The organism is Enterococcus sp. AZ091 (genome assembly GCF_051714805.1).
Lineage (GTDB): Bacteria > Bacillota > Bacilli > Lactobacillales > Enterococcaceae > Enterococcus_D > Enterococcus_D gallinarum.
The window spans coordinates 1,852,830-1,873,789 of record NZ_JBIOSO010000001.1; the positions used below are offsets into that span (position 1 = coordinate 1,852,830).

19 protein-coding genes are annotated in these 20,960 nt (G+C 40.6%); 12 read left to right on the forward strand and 7 right to left on the reverse strand.

The window, feature by feature from the left end; all coding sequences use genetic code 11:
• The first annotated feature begins 7 nt into the window (after positions 1–7).
• A complete protein-coding gene (gene mgtE, locus IGJ28_RS09240) occupies positions 8–1,372 on the forward strand; it encodes a magnesium transporter (protein WP_438845337.1) in 1,365 nt (454 codons plus the stop codon).
• A 124-nt stretch (positions 1,373–1,496) separates the two neighbouring features.
• On the opposite strand, the gene IGJ28_RS09245 is transcribed toward mgtE, so the two are convergent.
• A complete protein-coding gene (locus IGJ28_RS09245) occupies positions 1,497–2,333 on the reverse strand; it encodes an AraC family transcriptional regulator (protein ID WP_003127042.1) in 837 nt (278 codons plus the stop codon).
• Between the two features lie 141 nt (positions 2,334–2,474).
• Here IGJ28_RS09245 and IGJ28_RS09250 point away from each other — a divergent pair, with 141 nt between their 5' ends.
• Both IGJ28_RS09250 and IGJ28_RS09255 read left to right on the forward strand, forming a co-directional pair.
• The gene (locus IGJ28_RS09250) at positions 2,475–4,226 is read left to right on the forward strand and encodes an ABC transporter ATP-binding protein (protein ID WP_003127043.1); all 1,752 of its coding nucleotides are present in this window, start codon (positions 2,475–2,477) and stop codon (positions 4,224–4,226) included.
• Complete coding sequence (locus tag IGJ28_RS09255; protein ID WP_438845338.1) at positions 4,213–5,994, forward strand: ABC transporter ATP-binding protein; 1,782 nt, start codon at positions 4,213–4,215, stop codon at positions 5,992–5,994. The genes IGJ28_RS09250 and IGJ28_RS09255 overlap by 14 nt, the downstream gene beginning before the upstream one ends.
• 61 nt (positions 5,995–6,055) lie before the next feature.
• Here IGJ28_RS09255 and IGJ28_RS09260 read toward each other — a convergent pair whose 3' ends face one another.
• Complete coding sequence (locus tag IGJ28_RS09260) at positions 6,056–6,700, reverse strand: copper homeostasis protein CutC (RefSeq protein WP_195957659.1); 645 nt, start codon at positions 6,698–6,700, stop codon at positions 6,056–6,058.
• 88 nt (positions 6,701–6,788) lie between these two features.
• Here IGJ28_RS09260 and IGJ28_RS09265 point away from each other — a divergent pair, with 88 nt between their 5' ends.
• The 5 genes from IGJ28_RS09265 to IGJ28_RS09285 all read left to right on the forward strand — a co-directional run bounded on the left by IGJ28_RS09265 (position 6,789) and on the right by IGJ28_RS09285 (position 12,033).
• Positions 6,789–7,631, forward strand: a complete 843-nt coding sequence (locus IGJ28_RS09265) for a methyltransferase domain-containing protein (RefSeq protein ID WP_252711843.1) — start codon at positions 6,789–6,791, stop codon at positions 7,629–7,631.
• Between the two features lie 296 nt (positions 7,632–7,927).
• Positions 7,928–8,431 (forward strand): tRNA (uridine(34)/cytosine(34)/5-carboxymethylaminomethyluridine(34)-2'-O)-methyltransferase TrmL, encoded by a 504-nt coding sequence (gene trmL / locus IGJ28_RS09270; RefSeq protein ID WP_103299938.1) that lies wholly within the window; start codon positions 7,928–7,930, stop codon positions 8,429–8,431.
• A 27-nt stretch (positions 8,432–8,458) separates the two neighbouring features.
• A complete protein-coding gene (locus IGJ28_RS09275; protein WP_086269250.1) occupies positions 8,459–9,112 on the forward strand; it encodes a histidine phosphatase family protein in 654 nt (217 codons plus the stop codon).
• Positions 9,113–9,129: 17 nt separating this feature from the next.
• On the forward strand, positions 9,130–11,706 hold the full coding sequence (gene recD2, locus IGJ28_RS09280) for an SF1B family DNA helicase RecD2 (protein ID WP_252711844.1): 2,577 nt from the start codon (positions 9,130–9,132) through the stop codon (positions 11,704–11,706).
• A 93-nt stretch (positions 11,707–11,799) separates the two neighbouring features.
• Positions 11,800–12,033: a hypothetical protein gene (locus IGJ28_RS09285; RefSeq protein WP_041119103.1), complete on the forward strand. Its 234-nt coding sequence runs from the start codon at positions 11,800–11,802 to the stop codon at positions 12,031–12,033.
• A 49-nt stretch (positions 12,034–12,082) separates the two neighbouring features.
• Here the strand turns inward: IGJ28_RS09285 and IGJ28_RS09290 are convergent, their stop codons facing one another.
• Together IGJ28_RS09290 and IGJ28_RS09295 are read right to left on the reverse strand one after the other, a co-directional pair.
• Positions 12,083–12,703, reverse strand: coding sequence for a response regulator (locus IGJ28_RS09290; protein ID WP_438845339.1), 621 nt, complete (start codon positions 12,701–12,703; stop codon positions 12,083–12,085).
• The gene (locus tag IGJ28_RS09295) at positions 12,700–13,776 is read right to left on the reverse strand and encodes a sensor histidine kinase (RefSeq protein WP_438845340.1); all 1,077 of its coding nucleotides are present in this window, start codon (positions 13,774–13,776) and stop codon (positions 12,700–12,702) included. Before IGJ28_RS09295 ends, IGJ28_RS09290 begins: the two co-directional genes overlap by 4 nt.
• Positions 13,777–13,891: 115 nt before the next feature.
• Here IGJ28_RS09295 and IGJ28_RS09300 point away from each other — a divergent pair, with 115 nt between their 5' ends.
• From IGJ28_RS09300 to IGJ28_RS09310, 3 genes are read left to right on the forward strand one after another with little or no spacing between them, the layout of a single operon-like run.
• Positions 13,892–14,824 (forward strand): ABC transporter ATP-binding protein, encoded by a 933-nt coding sequence (locus IGJ28_RS09300; RefSeq protein ID WP_103299942.1) that lies wholly within the window; start codon positions 13,892–13,894, stop codon positions 14,822–14,824.
• 10 nt (positions 14,825–14,834) lie between these two features.
• Entirely contained in the window at positions 14,835–16,001 is a 1,167-nt protein-coding gene (locus IGJ28_RS09305) for an ABC transporter permease (protein ID WP_060814259.1), read from the forward strand.
• The gene (locus IGJ28_RS09310; protein WP_005472361.1) at positions 15,988–17,151 is read left to right on the forward strand and encodes an ABC transporter permease; all 1,164 of its coding nucleotides are present in this window, start codon (positions 15,988–15,990) and stop codon (positions 17,149–17,151) included. The genes IGJ28_RS09305 and IGJ28_RS09310 overlap by 14 nt, the downstream gene beginning before the upstream one ends.
• A 59-nt stretch (positions 17,152–17,210) precedes the next feature.
• On the opposite strand, the gene IGJ28_RS09315 is transcribed toward IGJ28_RS09310, so the two are convergent.
• Both IGJ28_RS09315 and IGJ28_RS09320 read right to left on the reverse strand, forming a co-directional pair.
• Positions 17,211–18,179 (reverse strand): diacylglycerol/lipid kinase family protein, encoded by a 969-nt coding sequence (locus tag IGJ28_RS09315; RefSeq protein WP_252711845.1) that lies wholly within the window; start codon positions 18,177–18,179, stop codon positions 17,211–17,213.
• Between the two features lie 597 nt (positions 18,180–18,776).
• Positions 18,777–19,130: a YxeA family protein gene (locus IGJ28_RS09320; protein ID WP_103299946.1), complete on the reverse strand. Its 354-nt coding sequence runs from the start codon at positions 19,128–19,130 to the stop codon at positions 18,777–18,779.
• A gap of 584 nt (positions 19,131–19,714) precedes the next feature.
• On the opposite strand from IGJ28_RS09320, the gene IGJ28_RS09325 reads away from it, so the two are divergent.
• Positions 19,715–20,224 carry a QueT transporter family protein gene (locus IGJ28_RS09325; protein WP_103300006.1) on the forward strand — a complete coding sequence of 170 codons (510 nt, stop codon included), beginning with the start codon at positions 19,715–19,717 and terminating at the stop codon, positions 20,222–20,224.
• A 92-nt stretch (positions 20,225–20,316) separates the two neighbouring features.
• Here IGJ28_RS09325 and cbpA read toward each other — a convergent pair whose 3' ends face one another.
• Positions 20,317–20,955: a cyclic di-AMP binding protein CbpA gene (gene cbpA / locus IGJ28_RS09330; RefSeq protein WP_003127068.1), complete on the reverse strand. Its 639-nt coding sequence runs from the start codon at positions 20,953–20,955 to the stop codon at positions 20,317–20,319.
• Between the last annotated feature and the right edge of the window lie 5 nt (positions 20,956–20,960).

Below are 20,960 nucleotides of genomic sequence, written 5' to 3' on the forward strand. Positions count from 1 at the left end.
GAAGAGATTGGATGAAAATCAAGAACTTAATGAGCGCTTTGAGCAGCTGACTCAGGCGTTGAATGAAACAGATATCCAAAAATTTCGTGAAGTGTTTTTGGATCTGCATATTTATGAGCAGGGACAATTCTACCAATCTCTCGATGAGTCGCAGCGCCAAATCGTTTATACGTACCTTTCACCCAAAGAGTTGGCGGATATGTTTGACGTGATCGAAGAAGATGATGAACATATGACAGAGTATCTTTCGGAAATGCGTCCCGGCTATGCGGCTGACATGCTAGCAGAGATGTATACCGACAATGCCGTCGATCTTCTGAATACGTTAGATAAGAAGCAAGTAGCAAAATATTTGAGTTTGATGCCGGCAGAAGATGCTAGTGAAATCAAAGAGCTCCTGCATTATGAAGATGAGACAGCTGGTTCATTGATGACGACAGAGTTTGTTTCGATCGTAGCCAATCAAACGGTACGATCCGCAATGTATGTCCTAAAAAATGCAGCAGATGTCGCCGAAACGATTTACTATATTTATGTCGTCGATACGGACAACAAACTGGTCGGAGTAATCTCTTTGCGGGATTTGATCATCAATGATGATGATACGATGATTGCAGATATTTTGAATGAACGGGTCATGTCCGTGCATGTGGGGGATGATCAGGAAGATGTAGCTCAGACATTTCGGGATTATGACTTTCTGGCTTTGCCAGTTACAGATTACGATGACCATTTATCAGGGATCGTAACTGTTGATGACATCATTGACGTAATCGATGATGAAGCTGCCAGTGACTATTCCGGATTAGCCGGGGTCAACGTGGAAGAAGTCAGTGAAAATCCCCTCAAAGCCTCTTCACGACGCTTGCCATGGCTGATCACATTGCTTTTCTTGGGGATGGCAACAGCAAGCTTGATCAGTCATTATGAAGAGCTTGTAAGTGAAGCAAGTATTTTAGCCGTTTTTATTTCATTGATCACTGGTACAGCAGGGAATGCCGGTACGCAATCTTTAGCGGTTGCGGTCCGCCGTTTGGCCATCTCAGATGATAAAGAAAAAAGCTTTATGCGAACGGTGATCGGTGAAGTCCTCACAGGGTTAGTGACTGGTGCTGTCACCGGTTTAACGATTTTTGCGATCGTGGCTGTCTGGAAACAAAACCCGATCTTAGGTTTTGTTATTGGAATGGCGATGATGTGTGCCATTACGGTAGCGAATCTCGCAGGAAGTCTGATTCCAATGTTAATGGATAAATTAGGCTTTGATCCAGCCGTTGCCAGTGGTCCATTCATTACGACACTTAGTGATTTGACTAGTGTCTTGATTTATTTCAACATTGCTAGCTTATTTATGAACTATTTTATTCGTTGAAGAAACTAGGTATTTCTTTCAATCAAAGTAGATCCATTCATCAAAAGCGAGGCGCCTCTTTTCTATAAGAGACGCCTCGCTTTTTTGTCTTATTCGTATCGATGATGGGACCATGATGGTAAATTTATTTTTGCAACTTGGGAATGACTGACGAAGGAGAAACGCCAAAAAGTTTTTTAAAAGACTTGCTAAAGTGATACGCGTCTTGATAACCAACAGCAGAAGCGACTTCTTTGATCGTGAGTTTCTCGTTTGTCAGCATATCTCTCGCACGTTTTAGCCGGATCTCGATTAAATAATTGATTGGGCTGACTCCAGTAGCCTCTTTAAAAACTTTTGAAAGATAGGTTGGACTGAGAAACTGATCTTGTGCGAGCTTTTCTAAAGTGATTTCTTCTTTATAGTGGTTCTCTAAAAAGTAGATGGTGTAGTTAACGATTTGTTGGTGGCGGCGTTGGCTTTTCGTGAGATAGGGCACCACATTCAGACGTTTGTCGTTTAAGCCTCTTAATATATAGACCAGCATCTCGATGATCAATGCTTTTTGCATTAATTGGAATTCATCTTGCTCCTCATTACTCTCCCGAACGAGCTGCCACGCTTTATCTAAAACTTGGTGGTGGTATTTTCCTAAATCCAGTAACGGTTGCTTGTTGGGGAAAAAGTTGCGTTTGAATCCTTCTAAAGAAATATTCTTTAAGCCAATATGCAGTTGGTGGGAACAAGTCCCTGACTCCTGAAACTCACAATGATTGACACCAGGGTTAAACAACATGATACTGCCTGCCTTGATTTTAGTAGCTGGCGCCTCTTCAAAATAATAATTGCTTTCTCCTTCCAAAACGATACTGATTTCCAAGAAATCATGGTGATGCATTTCTCCATGACTTTCAGACTGTGTCCAAGGATCAAACAAGTAGATAATTTCGGGATTAAAGGTTCTGGGATTTACTAGATTCATTCATTTATCACTCCAATGGTGTCAGAACCTGGTAATTTCAGGTCGACGGCTTCTTAGTAATATTTTACATCAAAATGAGTAAGAAAAACCATTTTAATCGCCTAGTAAATCGCTAAGCTTAACAACGAGAGGGGGAATTAGATGAGTAACACACAATGGATCTGGCGATATGCGAAAAAAAATCGTGGCCGAATCATTTTAGCAATCCTGTTTTTACTTATTAATGCTGCGTTGATCGTCGTCAATCCATATCTAGGGGGAATGGTGATCGATGATGTGATCAATCAGCAGCAAACGCACTTATTGATTCCATTATTACTGATTATGATCGCAACGACAGTGATCCGAACCATTGTCCGCTATGCGTATCAACTATTATTTGAACGAGTTGGACAAAACACGCTCTATCATTTACGAGAAGATTTATATCACAAACTGCAAGAACTGGATTTTGACTTCTTTAATCATACGCGAGTTGGGGATATTATGGCGCGTATGACAGGAGATACCGATGCTATTCGACACTTTGTTTCTTGGGTGACCTATAATATAGCCGAATGTTTTTTGTGGTTTTTCTCAGCCGTAGTGGTCATGAGTTTTATTGACTGGAAATTGATGCTTGCTTTAGTCGCTGTGACGCCAATCATCTTTCTATTAACGAATCAAATGTCAAAAAAAGCTCATCCATTGTTCTTTGAGATTCGGGAAAGCTTTTCTCGGTTGAATTCGATGGTAGAAGAAAATATTGGTGGTAATCGCGTCGTCAAAGCATTTGCCAGAGAAAATTATGAGATCGACAAGTTTAAAGCGTACAATCAAGATTTCAAGACCCGCAACATGGCTTCTGCCGAAGTATCCCGAACCTATTTGCCTTGGTTGGATGGATTAGCTGGAAGTTTGAATGTCATTGCTTTGGTCTTAGGAGGAATCTTTGTGATCAATGGAGACATGACATTAGGTGATCTAGTGGCATTCAACGGGTACCTATGGATGTTGAATAACCCGATGCGAATGAGTGGCTGGCTGATCAATGATGTTCAACGTTTTTCTGCCGCCTGTATCAAGATTCGTCAAATGCTCGCACAAGAGTCAAAAATTCCTGTCCATGAAAAGAAAGCCTTGGAACCAATCAAAGGCTTTGTGGAATTTAAACATGTTTCCTTTCATTTTTCCGATGATCCGGATCAAAATGTTTTGGAAGATGTTAGCTTTAAAATAGGACCTGGGCAAACGTTAGGGATTTTAGGTGAAACCGGCTCTGGTAAAACAACATTGGTCAATCTTGTAGGCCGGTTTTATGATCCTACTGAGGGTGAAGTGCTGATTGATGGCAAAAATGCGAAAGAATATCCGGTCCGCCAAATGCGGGAGAACATTTCAATGGTCATGCAAGATGTATTCTTGTTTTCTAACACGATCTCTGACAATATCGCTTTTGGAAATCCGTTGGCAGACGAAAACTTTATCCGGCAAATGGCGGTGGTAGCGGATGCCGACACCTTTATTTCCCGAATGCCTCAAGGTTATGAAACCATCGTCGGTGAGCGGGGAGTAGGCTTATCCGGTGGCCAAAAACAACGTATTTCATTGGCACGGGCTTTGGCGAAAGATCCATCGATCTTGATTCTTGATGATACCACTTCAGCGGTTGACATGGAGACAGAATCCAAGATCCAACAAGAGCTAACCAAACTAACTGGAGAAAAAACGACTTTCATCATTGCTCATCGGATCTCTTCTGTCCGTGAAGCAGATCAAATTCTGATGATGGAAAAAGGACGCGTGATCGAGCAGGGAACCCACGAAGAACTAGTTGCCAAAAAAGGCAGATACTTCGAGGTATACCAAAAACAATTGGGATTGACTGGAGGTGACGACAATGGCGCGCAATAAATTTGATGTGGATGAAGAACTGGAACAGGAGTTCAGTTGGAAAGACTTTAAACGATTGGCCCGCTATGTCGTCCCTTATAAAGCGAGTATCGGTAAAGTCCTCTTTACGATCATCTTAGCCAATTTGGCGGGAATGCTTGCTCCGGTATTTACAAAAATTGCGATCGATTCAGCTATTCCTGACCAGAATAAAATGCAGCTGTTTTTGATCGGTGCTGCGTTTGTTGTGACACTGCTGATCATTGGACTGTGCATGCGTTACCGGATTTATCATATTACGAATATTGGCCAAGACGTCTTGAAAGACATGCGTTACGATATCTTTGAACATTTACAGCGCTTGCCTTTTTCCTATTTTGATACGCGGCCTCATGGAAAGATTTTAATCCGTGTGGTCAACTATATCAATACACTGAGCGATCTGTTAAGCAATGGACTGATCAATCTGATCTCCGATATTTTCAATGTAGTGATCACACTGATTTTCATGTTAGTCATCGACGTCAAACTGACATTGTATTCATTGGCACTCTTACCGATCTTGTTCGTGATGGTCATGGTGATTAAAAATAAACAGCGCAAAGCTTATCAAGTTTTAAGCAACAAACAGTCGAATCTAAATGCGTATATTCACGAAAGTATCGCTGGTATCAAGATCACTCAATCCTTCGCCCGTGAAGAAGAAAATGCCCAAATTTTTGAAGAAGTCAGCAATGATTACCGTACATCTTGGATGAAAGCTGTCAGAGTCCAATTTTTGATGTGGCCAGGGGTGCAAAACATCTCTGTGATCACTACTTGTCTGATTTACTTTGTTGGTATTCGTCAAATCGGTGTTGATGTCAGTACTGGCACGTTGATTGCTTTTATTAGTTACATCAATAATTTTTGGAATCCAGTAATCAATATCGGAAATTTTTATAATTCACTGATCACGGCAACGGCGTACCTTGAACGGATCTTTGAGACGATGGATGAAATACCGGATATTGAAGATAAAGCTGATGCGATAGAATTGCCGAGCATCAAAGGGGAAGTGGCTTTCGATCATGTGACTTTCCATTACGAAGAAGGCAAAAATATCTTGTCTGATGTTAACTTCCAGATTCAGGTAGGAGAAAGTATTGCGTTAGTTGGTCCTACCGGCGCAGGTAAAACGACGATCATCAACTTGTTGAGTCGGTTTTATGATGTGAATGAAGGCAGTGTCAAAGTTGACGGTTATGACGTTCGGGATGTGACCTTGGAATCATTGCGCTCACAAATGGGTGTCATGCTGCAGGATACTTTTATTTTCTCGGGGACGATCATGGAAAATATTCGTTATGGAAATCTGGCAGCAACCGAAGAAGAAATCATCGAAGCTGCAAAAATCGTTCGAGCCCACGAGTTTATCAAGGAGTTGAAAGATGGTTACCACACGGTTGTTGAAGAGCGAGGAAGTACGTTATCCGCAGGGCAACGCCAGTTAATTTCCTTTGCCCGAGCATTACTGGCAGATCCAAAGATATTGATTCTAGACGAAGCAACTTCAAGTATTGATACAAAGACTGAAGAGCTGCTGCAAGAAGGGCTTTTAAAACTTCTGGAAGGCAGGACGTCCTTCATTATTGCCCATCGCCTGTCAACGATCAAAAATTCCGACCGTATTTTTTATGTCGCTGGAGGAAAAATTGCTGAATCAGGCAATCACGACCAGCTGATGGCCTTAAAAGGGCTCTATCATCACTTGTACCAATCACAGTACGATTTGTTGCAGGCGATATGATAAATGGTAGTAGGCTTTGCGCAAAAAAAGACATTCGTTTATCAGCGAATGTCTTTTTTGCTTAATGATCTGTCAAATCAACGATTTTCGTTCCGTGGAGTTCAGAGACACCAAGCTGATCGGCAATTGACTGGGCATTCTTGTATGAAATACCTGCACCTGGTAAAATAATCAAGCGGTCTCCTGCATAGTCGATCAATGCTTTTAACCGTTCTAAGTTCTCTTCGATAGCTGTTCCTGCTGGCCCGCCATGTGTGAGGATGCGGTGGACGCCGTGATCAGCAAGCCAATCAATGGCTTCAAATTGGCGAGATTCCGGAATGGCATCAAATGCCATGTGAAAAGTGATCTGTAATCCTTCAGCTGTATCAATCAGAAGTTCCAGTGCTTCCTCATCGAGCCAGCCGTTCGGTGTCAGACAGCCAAAGACCACACCATCAGTTCCTAATTTCTTGGCTTCGATCAAATCGGTGTGCATGATTTTTAACTCGATGTCATTATAAACAAAATCACCGCCTCTTGGTCGAATCATTGTCATGATCGGTACACTTTTTTCACCAGCGTAACTCAGTGCTTCTTCAATCACACCCGTGCTAGGTGTGGTCCCGCCGACAGCCAAATTGTCGCATAACTCGATCCGTTTTGCTCCTCGGCCGATCGCTAATGGGATCATCGTATAATTTTCGGCACAAAATTCTTTTAACATCTGTTTCCCTCCGTTTTTCAGCTGTTATTCTATACTAGCATTTTACCATAAGTCTATGCTAAAGTAAGAAAGAGAAGAGGGATTTGATATGTTAAAAAAAATCGATCGTGGGCGACTTTTTCTTGAGGCCCATAGCGACTTATTTGAGTGTCCATTGTGTCATCAGCAGGTCTTTGCCAATGAGAGTGGACTGATTTGTCTGAATCGTCATCGTTTTGATCTTTCAAAAAAGGGTACTTTATTTTTTTTGGATCATCCTGTGAAAACGGAGTATGATCAAGGAATGTTTGTTCCTCGAAGTCGGATGATCCAAAGTGGGATATATCGTCCAGTCTTAGAGGCCATCTCCCACCAGATTGAACAATCCGAAAACATTTTAGATATTGGTTGTGGGGAAGGCAGCTTTTTTGCCCAATTATTAGCCGGACAAGAAAAAACGGCAGTAGGATTTGACATTGCCAAGGAAGGCGTCTATTTGGCAACCAATCATGTTGCTTCTGCCTTTTGGTGTGTCGCAGATCTCACGAATCTTCCTTTTGCCCCCGCTAGTTTTGATACGATTTTGAATTTATTTTCGCCTTCCAATTATCAGGAATTCGACCGCATCTTGAAGCCGGGCGGACAAGTGATCAAAGTTGTGCCAGCAGCAAGCTACCTTAAAGAGCTGCGGCAAGCTTTTTATCCAGATGATTCTGCAAAACAAGTCTATTCTAATGAACGTGTCGTTGATAAATTTTTTGCAAAATATCCGCAAGCGAGCCGAGAACGGATTTGTTATCCATTCTCAATCCCAGAAGACCGGCGACTGGACTTGTTGGCGATGTCGCCATTGGAGTGGGGTGCGTCAAACGAGCAAATAGCAAAAGTTCGGGAAAACCCGTTACACGAAATAACAGTCGATATTGAGTTGTTAGTCGCGAAAGTTTCTTGAAAAATTTTTGAACTTTTTTGTTATTTACCCTTGCAATCATGTCATGGGAGTGATATATTGTTCTCAAGTCATTTTTCATTGGTTTTTATCAGGTTCCTGTTCTGATAAAAGTTAGTGAAAAGAGCTTCACTAACGTAACGACTCGCAGTGATTGACACCGAGTTGGTACGTTTTTTTTATGCTCAAAGTTTCAGTAAATCAGATAGAAGTTCGCAAAACGATTTTCGTTAAAATATGGTACTATAGAATCTATTGAGAGACAATTGGCTCGAACCAATTGAAAGGAGTCTTACCAGATGAATCACATTGTTTTATTTGAACCACAAATTCCTGCCAATACCGGCAATATCGCTCGGACTTGCGCGGCCACCAATACACATTTACACCTAATTGAACCATTAGGCTTTTCAACAGATGATAAGCATTTGAAGCGTGCTGGACTTGATTACTGGCATGATGTTCATATTACTTATCACAAAGATTTAGCGGCATTTATGTCCTTTTTAGGTGATCGTCCACTGTACCTGATCTCTAAGTTTGCCAATCGTGTCTATTCTGAAGTAGATTATACGACTCATGAAGAACAATTTTTCCTTTTTGGGAAGGAAACAACTGGATTGCCTGAAACATTCATGCGCGAACATGCGGACAAATGTTTACGAATTCCAATGAATGATGCCCATGTCCGATCATTGAATTTATCTAACACTGCCGCGTTGATTATTTATGAAGCTTTACGGCAACAAGGGTTTCCAGAGCTAGAATTGACTCATCACTACGACAATGACAAATTAGATTAGATACAATCGATAGGAGAGACTTGTTCGATGCAATTATATTTTACTCGTCATGGCAAAACAGAATGGAATCAAGCACGACGATTTCAAGGAATGATGGGCGATTCACCATTGTTGCCTGAAAGTTATCAGGAGATCCAGCTTTTGGGTGACGCAATCGCAAATGTTCCTTTTGAAAAAATCTATTCAAGTACCTCGTTACGTGCCCGTACAACCGCACAAGGGATTGTGGAAAGATTAAAGCAACCAGTCGAGATTGTTTATACAGAAGGATTACGTGAACTTGGACTAGGCGATTTAGAAGGGCAGTTCATTGATGAAATGCAGGCAAAATACCCGCAAGAGCTGGCTGATTTGCGCCACCATCTTGACCGTTATGACCCAACGATATTTCAAGGAGAGCCCATCGAAGATGCCCTGAAGCGCATTGAAACAGTGGTGATGACTGCTGTGCAAGCCCACAATGGTCCGTTACTTTTTGTCGGTCATGGGGCCTCATTGACGGCAGCTATCCAATGGTTGGCCGGAAAAGAATTGGCACAATTGCGGGAACAAGGTGGTCTTGTTAATAATAGCTTGACCATTTTAGAGACAGGAGCAGATAAACAATTGCCTTTTGAGATGACTTGTTGGAATGATGCAAGTTTTCTAGAAAATCAAGACAGTTTAGATGCCTTACTATAGGTGAAAGGAGCGGCGTCGTGAATCCAGAAAGAACATTTTTTGTCGGCCATGTTGCCGCGATCTTTTTTCAAAATCCTAGCAATTTCTATAAGGTACTTTTAGTCAAAGTGACAGAAAATAATGCGGATTACAAAGAATCTGAGATCGTCGTCACTGGAAGCTTCGGTGAGATCCAAGAAGAGGAGAGTTACCGATTCTACGGTGAGTTAGTCAATCATCCCAAATATGGCGTCCAATTAAAAGTGGACAGCTATCAGCAAGAACAACCTACATCAGAGCAAGGTCTGATCAATTATCTTTCAGGAGAGAAGTTTCCTGGTATCGGTAAGAAGACGGCTGAAAAAATTGTGGGGCTTCTAGGAGACCAGGCGATCGATCGCATGTTAGAGGACCCGGAATTGTTGGAGCAAATTCCTGGATTGAATGAAAGCAAGCGAAAAATGATTCTTGATACGGTTCGACTCAATCATGGGATGGATCAAGTGATCGTTGGGTTAAGCCGCTATGGATTTGGTAGTCAGCTTTCTTTTGCCATTTACCAAGCATACAAAAATGAAGCATTAGAGATCATCCAAGAAAATCCTTATCAATTAGTCGAAGATATTGAAGGGATTGGCTTCAAACGGGCAGATAACATCGCCGATCAATTAGGAATTGAAGCCACCTCGCCCCAGCGCTATCGTGCGGCAGTTTTGCACCAGATTTTTGCCCAATCTTTACAGACTGGGAACACGTATATTCACGCACAAGATTTGCTCGAGCAAACACTTCGGTTGTTGGAAACGAGTCGACCCATCGAAATTCCACCGGATGACTTGGCAAATACGATTATTGGATTGGTAGAAGAAGGCAAGATCCAACAAGAAGAAACGAAGTTGTATGAAAACAGTCTCTATTTTTCAGAGTGGGGGATCGCCAATTCGATCCAACGATTATTAGCTCGCAAAAAAGAAATCAACTACCCCAAAAAAACAGTTGAAAAAACACTGCGAAAAATCGAGAAGCGATTAGGGATCGTCTATGGATCTTCCCAAGAAGAAGCCATCAAAGAAGCCATCCATTCCCCATTATTTATTTTGACTGGCGGACCTGGAACAGGGAAAACGACAGTAATCAATGGGATCGTTCAATTATTTGCTGAATTGAATGATCTTGATTTAGATCCCGCAAAATACACGGAAGAAATGTTCCCCATCTTGTTGGCAGCTCCTACAGGTAGGGCAGCCAAACGGATGAATGAGACGACGGGACTTCCCAGTGGGACGATTCATCGTTTGCTTGGGCTTAACGGCCGTGAGAAGACGCCTAGTGTCGCTGCGAAAGAACTTGAAGGCGGTTTGTTGATTGTTGATGAAATGTCGATGGTGGATACGTGGTTGGCTAATACATTGTTCAAATCGATCCCTACAAATATGCAAGTTATTTTTGTTGGCGACAAAGACCAACTGCCTTCAGTAGGACCGGGACAAGTGCTGCATGATCTTTTAGAAATCGAACAGATTCCAAAACAAGAATTGACCGAGATCTATCGTCAAGGAGATGGGTCAAGCATCATTCCATTGGCTCATGCGATAAAAAATGGGCAACTGCCTGCAGACTTTACCCAAAATCAAAGAGATCGCTCTTTCTTTGCTTGTGATGCTTACAAAATTGAACCGTTGATCGCACAAATCGTGCAACGGGCGAAAGCGAAAGGCTTCACACCGCAAGACATTCAAGTTCTAGCGCCAATGTACCGCGGAGCAGCAGGGATCGATGCACTAAACAAGATGATGCAGGAAATCTTTAATCCAAACGATGGGACCAAAAAAGAAGTCACTTGGAATGAAACAGTCTATCGGATCGGAGATAAAGTTTTGCAGCTGGTCAATTCACCAGAAGACAATGTTTTCAATGGGGATATGGGACAAATCGTCGGCATTATTCCTGCCAAACAGTCGGAAGACAAAGTGGACGAATTAGTGATCCAATTCGATGCCACAGAAGTTACCTATAAGCGAAATGAATGGAATAAAATCACATTATCCTATTGCTGCTCGATCCATAAAGCGCAAGGAAGCGAGTTCAAAATGGTGATCATGCCGATGGTTCATCAATACCAACGAATGCTGCAACGAAATTTACTCTATACGGCAGTGACCCGCAGCAAAGAGCTGTTGATTTTATTAGGAGAGCCCCAAGCTTATCAAACATGTGTGACACATGAGTCCGCCACTCGACTGACTACCTTGCAAGAGCGGATCAACGGCAGCGACGAGATGACACCTTTGCAACGTCAAAGGTTGGCGCAGTTTGAAGAAGCAGATGATCCTTTCTTAGAGTCTAACTCACAGACAACAGCCACAATAAAAAGTGAAAAGAAAACAGATACTGCCCATGAGCCGGTGAGCAGTAAGCAGTCGGTTCAGAAACAGGAACTTGATTTGTTTGCCGCAACACCGGGTGAATCCATCATCGAAGAAACACTACCGGAAGGAACTATCTCAAAAGAACCGCTTTCGAGAGAATTGACAATCGAAATGGTTCAAAAAAATGTGGTTGATCCAATGATTGGGATGGAGAATCTTTCTCCATATGATTTTCTCGTCTCTTAAAAAAGAATTTTTTTACAGTTAATGAAAATGAGCGCTTTCTTTTGGTTTTTTAGCGAAACATGCTAAGCTAATACCAAAAGGAGGCGTTTTTAAATGGCGAAAGAAACAGATGACAAATTAGAAAAATTAGCAAAAGAATCCAGCAATAACTTCAAGAAATTGGATGAGTTGGAGAAAGAATACAAACTTGATGAAAGTCCAGATGCCGAAAACGAACAAGGAGAGGAAACCGGGTTAGAGAAAAAATTAGACAAAGTTCCGCCAGTTTGGGCACCAAACACAAATCCGACTAACCCAACCAATCCGAATAGTTCAGGAAGCATTTAAGGCTGAAATCAAAAAAACGCGTAAGAGGAGATTGCCTCTTACGTGTTTTTTATTGTAAATGCTGGTAATAATAAATGGCTAACTGGGTACGATACCGAAGTTCTAATTTTTCTAATAACTTACTGATATAATTGCGGACCGTTCCTTCGCTGAGAAACAACGCTTGCGCAATTTCTTTATTGTTTTTTCCAGTGGCAATTTCCTTCAAGATCATTTTTTCTCGTTCTGAGAAATGAGTAGTCAAATAAGAGTCATTATTTTTTAACAGTGTAGGAAACTTCGTGACGATTTCAGCGCCAAACACTGCTTGGCCATTGTATGCAGCTTTGATAGAGGGTACAATAGCCGAAAGATTTTGCTTGATGAGATAGCCTTTGACTCCGAGATCCAAAGCTTCTCGTATATAGGCATCATCATCAAAAGTAGTTAAGAGTAAAATGACGGCATTCGGATCCCGGGTTAAAATCTTGCGAGCAGCATCTAATCCAGTCCCATCGGGCATCCGAATATCTGTTAGTATAATCGCAGGTTTTCTTTCTTCGTACAATGCAACTGCTTCTTTGGCACAATGACCGATGCCTGTTACCTCAATTTCGTTTGAAACTTCCAAGATGGTTTTTAATGATGCGGTAACTAGGGGATCGTCATCGATGATTACTACTTGGATCATTGGTCCTCCTCCTTAGGTAAAATAATCGTAAGTTGAAATAAATTCTCTTTTTCAAGGGCATGGAGTTGTCCGTTTACCTGGTTGATTCGCTGGCGCATCGTCTGCAAACCGATCCCGTGGGTGTGATTGAGCCTATCCTTTGGTTTGTCATTCTTGATTTGTAATCGATGAAAAGCAGGTAGTTGTTTAAAATCGCAAGTCACTTTTGTTGCTTGACTGTGCTTCATGACGTTGGTCAAGGCTTCTTTTATGATCGTGATTAGGACAGTTTGTTGTGTTTGAGAGAGAATACTTGGCGGTGTTCCTATTACCTCAACTGTACAAAATTGAAAGTCTGATAGCAAAAGATCTAATGCTTGTGGAAAAGGAAGCGAGTGATGATGTAAATCGTGAACACTTTCTCGGATGCGGTCCATACCCAAGTTCATGGTTCGGTTCAATTGATCCAATGGTAAGTGAAGTTGCTTATTTTGATTAATTGCTTGAATGGCACCTAATTGTAAGATGGCACTTGAAAGCAGATGACCAACATTATCATGGATATCACGAGCGATTCGATTCCGCTCTTCAGCGATCTGTAAGGCGACTTCTGTTTCTTGAGAGCTTTTAAGGTAGTCGTTTTGCTCACGCAATCGGCTCTCATTTTCCCAATTGGCATCTTGAGTCGAGTTGAATTTTTTTTGTAACGAATGAAATTCAAAACTATCGTTTCGCAAGTAAGAAGCAGAGTAGACCAAAAGCATCAGTATAATCCGTATCGGCCAAGAAGGAACCAAGGAAAATAAGAGTATACAAAGAATGAGCAGGAGGATCTTTTCTTGCTTTTCACCAATCTGGGCTGAACGAAAGACGTATGGGAAAAAATAGCTATAAATTGGCCAAACCAAACTAAGACCTATCAAAATGCCCAATGCCAGCCACGTTCCTTTTTTGAATAGCAGACAGAGACCACTTAAGATGATTGTCGTCAAAAGATAAATTAAGTCTAGGGCTTGGAAGCCATTCAGGGACATTAGCCCTCCACAGAGAAGAAAATAAAAAACAACCTCATTAATCGACAATGGTTTATTCATATCTGGCTCCTAAATAATGACAAATGTCATTTTTGTTTTGGCGTATCCTCACTAGTTATTCTTTTCGCTTTTTATTATAGTCAGAATAAGAAGTGTTTGGAAAGGAGTTTTTTCGATGATTATTGAAATTGATAACTTGGTAAAACGTTATGGTGATTTTCTCGCATTGAATCATTTTAATTTGCAAGTCAGGGAAGGTGAAGTTCTCGGGCTTTTAGGACCTAATGGAAGCGGCAAATCAACAGCTATCAACTGTATGTTGTCCTTATTATCTTTTGATAAAGGGACTATTAAATTGTTTGGAAATAAAATGACACCGACAAGTTATGAAATAAAGCAAAAAATTGGCGTCGTTCCGCAAGATATCGCTGTATTTGAAGAGTTGACTGTCTACGACAATGTTGATTACTTCTGTGGTCTGTATGTTGCTGACAAGAAGAAGCGGAAACTATTGATCGAGGAAGTCATTTCGCTTGTGGGATTAGAAGAGTTCAAAGGATTCTATCCAAAACAATTAAGTGGTGGCTTGAAACGGCGTTTAAACATTGCTTGCGGCATTGCCCATAAACCACAACTGATTTTTCTTGATGAACCAACTGTTGCCGTGGATCCCCAAAGTCGGAACAAAATTTTGGACAGTATCAAAAAGTTGAATCAGCAAGGTGCAACAATTGTTTATACGACTCATTATATGGAGGAAGTCGAAATACTTTGTGATCAGATTGTGATCATGGATCAGGGACAAGTCATCGCGAAAGGAACAAAAGAAGAGTTGAAGGACATGGTTCGAAGTACGGAAAATCTTGTGATTGATATCCCTTTACTTCCAGATACAGCGATCGAATTTATCAAGTCATTGCCTCAAGTTCTTGAAACTGCCTATGATAAAGAGCGTTTGACGATCACAGCCAAAAAGATGAAAGAGATTCTTTTACCAGTACTAAGCTATTTGGAGGATGAACATATCGCATTTACTAAGATTCATACAGGAGAAGCAACATTAAACGATGTGTTTCTGGAAATTACCGGTAAAGAATTAAGAGACTAGGAGGGAGATTATGTTTGGACACTTATATCGGTATCGCTTGAACGTTTTAGTTCGTAATAATTCCTTACTATTTTGGACATTGATCTTCCCGATTTTATTAGGGTTGATGTTTTCTGTAGCATTTAGCGAGATTGATCAAGCTGGAACGATCGAGACGATTCCCGTTGGGATTATCAAAGAAGAACAAAATCAGAAAACAAATGAGGGACAACTGACTCAGCAAGTCGCATTTATGAATGTTTTGAAGCAAACAAAGTCTGGTGGAGAACCATTGTTTTCACTACAAGAAGTCTCTCCTCAAGAGGCTGAAAAACGATTAGATGCAGGGGATCTTGCTGGATATTATTCCTTTGAACAGTCATCGATCCAATTGGCTATTGCACGTACCGGTCTTTCTCAAACCATTCTAAAAAACATGATGGACCGATTTTTACAAAATACTGACCTGGCCAATAAGTTGGTGGCAATTGACTCTACTTTGACAGAAGACCAGCTCACATCTTTTCTAGTTGGAGAATCTTTTGTTCAGCAAGAAAATCAGACTAGAAACATGAGTATCAAAAGTTTTTATTTCTTTACCTTGGTGGGAATGGCTATTTTGTATGGATTCATGTGGGGGGTCAGAAACGCCCAAGACCAGCAAGCAAATCAGTCTTCCAAAGGGATTCGCCTTTCGATCATCCCTCGAAACCGATTGCTGGTTTTTTCAGCAAATATCCTTGCTGGATTCACGATATTTTTCTTAGAAGTTTTAGTGATTCTAAGTGTTTTTCATTTTATTTATCAAGTCGACTTTGGAAACCGCTGGCAGTGGTTATTCGTCCTATCCGCTTTGGGTGCATTGAATGCATTATTATTAGGGAATTTGGTTGGGAATTTGTTTCCTAATATGGGGCTGGCACAAAAAGAAGGATTGGGTGTGGCTGTTACAATGGCGATGAGTTTTTTTGCTGGTATGATGGGCTCCCAAGACATCAAATACTGGATCGATCTGCACATTCCGGTGCTAGGAAAACTGAATCTTGTCAACTTAATTAGTGAGAGTTTCTATCAGCTCTATTTTTATCGCTCACTAGAGGATTTCTATTTGAATCTTTTCTGGTTAGTAGCCTTTATGGTTATCTTAGCCTTTAGTAATCTAATGTTTGAAAGGAGGGTTCAATATGTCGCTGTATAAAGCCGTTTTGAAAATTTTAAAAGCGAACAAAACAAATTTGTTGATTGCAGTCATTGTAACTGTGATCATCACCTTCTTCTATGCGCAAAATACAGCAGCACCGGATGCAAAATTGGATCGGGGGACAATGACCATTGTTACAGAAGACAACTCCGCATTAAGTAAAGCACTGATTGACTATTTAAAAGAAGAACAAACGGTTGTGGAATTGTCTGATAAGAGCCAAAAATCGATTGATGATGCGCTGTATTTTGGAAAAATCGACTATGTTTTATTTTTGCCTAAAGATTTTACTACGAATATTGAAGCAGGTGTACCGTCAGCAATCGATGCACAATCTCGTCCCGATGCTTTTGCTAAAACATTGATTGAAGGGCAAGTAGATACCTTTTTGTCGACTTATACGGCTTTTTATCATGTAACTGGCAATAGGGAAGAGGCATTGAAAAATACGCAATCTACTTTGGCCGCAAATGGCGAAGTAACGATTAGTCGTGGATACAGTGAACGGATGAACCAGCAATTCGGCAGCTTAGTATTCAATGCACTTGCTTACGGTTTGTTTCTTTCTATTTTTAGTGGCTATGGAGTAGTCAATCTAGTGTTCAATCGGAAAGAAATCCGGAATCGCAATCAAGTATCTCCTTTATCAACACGGCGGTTGAACCGAGCCGTTTCTATTGGTATGTTGGGGTATTCACTGCTTCTGACTAGTTGTTTTACAGCGGGATTACTCCTATTTACTCGTAGCACGTGGTCCGTCATGACCGGCTATCTAGTGATTAATCTTTTGTGTTTTTTCTTGCCGATTGTCACATTTTCAACGTGTGTTACGTCATTTGTCAAAAATAGTGAGGCGTTGAATGGAATTTCGAATGTGTATATTATGGGAAGCTGTTTTTTAGGGGGAGTTTTTGTTTCATCAGATTTTTTACCAGACTTTATTAGTAAGATCGCTTCTTTTACACCGACTTATTGGTTTGTACAAAACAATCAATTGATTGGGAACACCCTCTCAGTGAATGCGGATTTCATTACGAAATTCTGGTTGAACTGCTTGATATTGGTCTTATTTGCCTGTGCCTTTTTGATAATACAGTTCGTTTTGAAAAAAGACAGCCGCTGGTTTAATCAAAAAAGGGTTGCATGAGTCATAAAAAAATGATGCCGCTGACTCAACAGCTGCATCATTTTTCTTCTCTCACTATTCTAACTCCATATCAATTGTTTGGTAGTGGTTATGGTGATATCAAATGGCCGCTTACCCATTTCTTCGCCGTCTTCTTGACCATGCTGTGGTACTGTGGAGACGATTCGGAGCTTATTCGTAGATAAATGATGGAAGTAGCGAGATCTCATTTGTTTCTTGCGGGTTAGTAAGGCTAAAAGCCAAAAAATTTTGAACAAAGCGACTCGCTCAACGAGAACGAAATCGATCTTATCTTCGTTGAGGTTTGCTGTAGGTGCGATCGCCACACCGCCACCGAAGTAGGGGTGATTTGTCGTTGTGCACAAGAAAGCCTTTGTAAAATTCAATTGTGTCCCATTGGTTTCTACCAGAATGGGAAATCCTTTTTGCCGGAACAAGACATTCACTACTGCGGACAAGTAGGCAAATGAACCTAAATTGAACTTGTTTAAGTTTGATTTCGCAGCAGAATGATTTGCTGCGTAAACGATCGATGCATCTAATCCAATACCGATATTGTTGATTGCGAACCCAGTTTCATCTTGGATTTGATCATGATACTTGATGATCGTAACCGATTGAGGAGTAGCGGTCCCAGCGATTTTCCAAAATACTTGCTCTGGTTCCTTAGGTAAACGCATTCCTCTGGCAAAGTCATTCCCTGATCCTGCCGGAATGTAGCCTAGTGGAATATTTTTTTCTGATTCTTGAAGGGAGGAAACTACTTGATGTAAGGTGCCATCGCCACCGATCACCACCAGTAAGGGGTAAAGCATTTCTGAATTTTCTCGATAGATGTCATCCCATGGCAACAATACTTGTGCCAGTAAAGAAGTAGTAAGTTCCTGTTCTTGCCCGGCATATTCTGTATAGTAGAACTGATGGGGAAAACGCCGCTTATTGACGATTGCTTCAATTTTTTTGGCTACTTTTAGGCCACGTCCACTGCCTGCTTCAGGGTTAACAACAAAATGATAATAATATTTCATACAATAAATGCTCCATCTAATCTAAAATCAATGCTGTTTATTATAGCACGATTGCTGACAAGTTTGGCTAGTGATGCTTAACTATTTTTTGACAAAAAAATAGATTCGACGAAAGGTACGTAACAACAAGCTACTATTTTCGCTGTTGTTTTTGTGATCTAAGGTTCTTATGTCCACTATGATCACATCCGTATTGCTCACATTCGCCGAATCCTATTCAATTAGTAAGGAGTAACTCAAATTCCCACATCCTTTGTCTGTTTTTCTAAGTTGACAACAATTCTTTTCTTGCAGATCCTTCATCGTCTGCTTTACTGGGAATCCTTGCTCCTTACACTTATAGTATAGCACGAAAACGGATAGAAGCAACCGCTTACATGGTCTTTGTCACTATCTTTAGATAAATTTAAAGATATCAAAAGATAGCACTCTTGAACTTATTAGCCATTAAGTCGATGAACAATGAAGGTGTACGATTCCCCTCATAAGCAAACAGGAACTTAGAGGAAAATGAACAATTGAACGATTCACAGACATCAAGTTTACATGAAGTTGGTTTGACGAATAAAGAGACGGATGTCCGTCTCTTTGAGTTCTTTATCCAAGTTTATTCAATATAGCTGATGGAACATCATTAGGCGAGACTTCTTCCCATCCCATTACTCCTTTATGATTATTTACATGTAATACAAGGTATGCATTCTCTTTTAGTGGCTTGTCTCCATAGGAATTAAAAGACACATCTTTTTCATTATTGTCTGATGTATAGCTAGCTAAGTTGTACTTGTATCTAAAGTGTTCTCTCCCGCTACCTCTACCAATCGAAACGCGTTCCCCTTTCGAAGTTATCTTAGTGTAGTAATCTGTCGTTCCATAAGATTGCTCATACCAGAACCAGCCTCCACCCATCAGAAGAAGGGTTACTACAGTAAAAGATAATAGTTTTTTCATATAAAATCATTCCTTTCGAGGAATAGATTACATCTATGAATAATGAAATAAATCAATCTAAAGGCTGAGAATAAGCAAACAAAATTGTAAGGAGGACAATGAGAATTAGTAGGAGAGGAAGAACAGAATGAATTGCGAGCAAATAAATACTCAATGCTTGTCTTTGGCCTGTTTTGCTGGAAGATTCCTATTCAAAGCAGAACCACCGTTTTAATGGTTATGTATTTAAAATATTCTAGTCATTTCCGGTATCTTTTTTAGCCTCGCTGATAGATAGATCGTTCCTCTTTCTTTTTTTGTTGGTTTTAACACTTTGCTATTTGATAAGTGGGTTGCTTTAGAAGGAGATTGTACGACCTTGTTACTGAAGAACAGCTTGGGGGAAAATAGGTTTTTAGACTTTCATCCACAAAACATCCACATGAATTCTCCAATTTAATTGGACAATGGAAATCAATAAGAACCAAATCAATAATGTAAGCTTGATAAATCAGTAATCTTCTGTATAATAATTATTTGTGCGTAACGCATCGCGGTTCATCAACCATCCCGCGTAATCAAAACTCGGAGAAAGAAGGGATCAAATGGATAAATCATCCACTTTATCAAACCAGCGGTTGCGAGTTGTCGTCGCGAACGGTTTGATCATGGCACTGTATGTTGCAGTGACAGTCTTAGTCGCCCCAGTGGCTTCTGGTGCCATTCAATTTCGTGTCTCAGAAGGGCTGAATCATCTGGTAGTCTTTAACAGAAAACTGATGTGGGGTGTTTTTGGCGGAGTTGTATTGTACAATTTATTTTTTGGTATGGGAATTTTGGACGTCGTCTTTGGTGGAGGCCAAACCTTGCTTGCATTGTCAGCAACGGCGCTATTGCAGAAGAAAGTTCCGAATGTCTTTGTCCGTTTAGCGCTTAATACGATTTTCTTCTCGTTGAGCATGTTCTTGATTGCAATCATGCTGCATCTGACTCTCGCATTACCATTTTGGGCGACCTTTGGTACAACAGCGCTAAGTGAGTTGATTATCATGACAATCACAGCGCCTATAATGTATATCGTGAATACAGGTGTTCGCTTCGATAAGCGATTTTAATCAATCATTTGTTTTTTGCTTTGATGGTTCCCAAAAAACAAATAAAAAAAGATCATCTCTACCGTAGGTTTTGGTAGAGATGATCTTTTTTGTTATTCTGCATTCAAATCTTCAATTTCAACAACTTTGAAGTTTTTTGCCTCTAACTGATAAATGATCTTATCGCACAGCTCTTTTGACGTATTCGCTGGTAAAGTAATCAATGTCCGACGAATAAATTCATCCTTGCCGATGTCCAATGTGATACAGCTGGCAATACTGCTGTATTTCGCGATGATTTTTGAAATGATCGCTAAATCGCCTTGTGTGCCAGTTGATGCGATAGTCAGTACGTAGCTTCCTTGTTCGACATTCCAAGATTGAGACAGCATATTCAATAATGAACTGTGGGTCAAAATCCCATAGAACTCATTGTTTTCATCTAATACGGCAATGTATGGCAACTCTTTGATCGTGAAAAAGACTTTAAAAAATGAAGAATTGACATAAATAAATTTTGTCGCGTTTTTAAGCAGGTGTGTCACTGGTAATGTCATATCTCCACCATTCGATTTGTGACGATAGATGTGCATTTTATAGATGTTTCCCCGGAAGATTTTGCCGGATTCATCTAAGATCGGTACACAGCGATAGCCAGAATCTTCTAAAATTTCCAAGGCTTCTTCTAAAGTAGCTGTTTCTTTGATCGTAGTTAAGTCGCGTTTTTTGTAAACCATTGTTTTTAGTAACATAACAA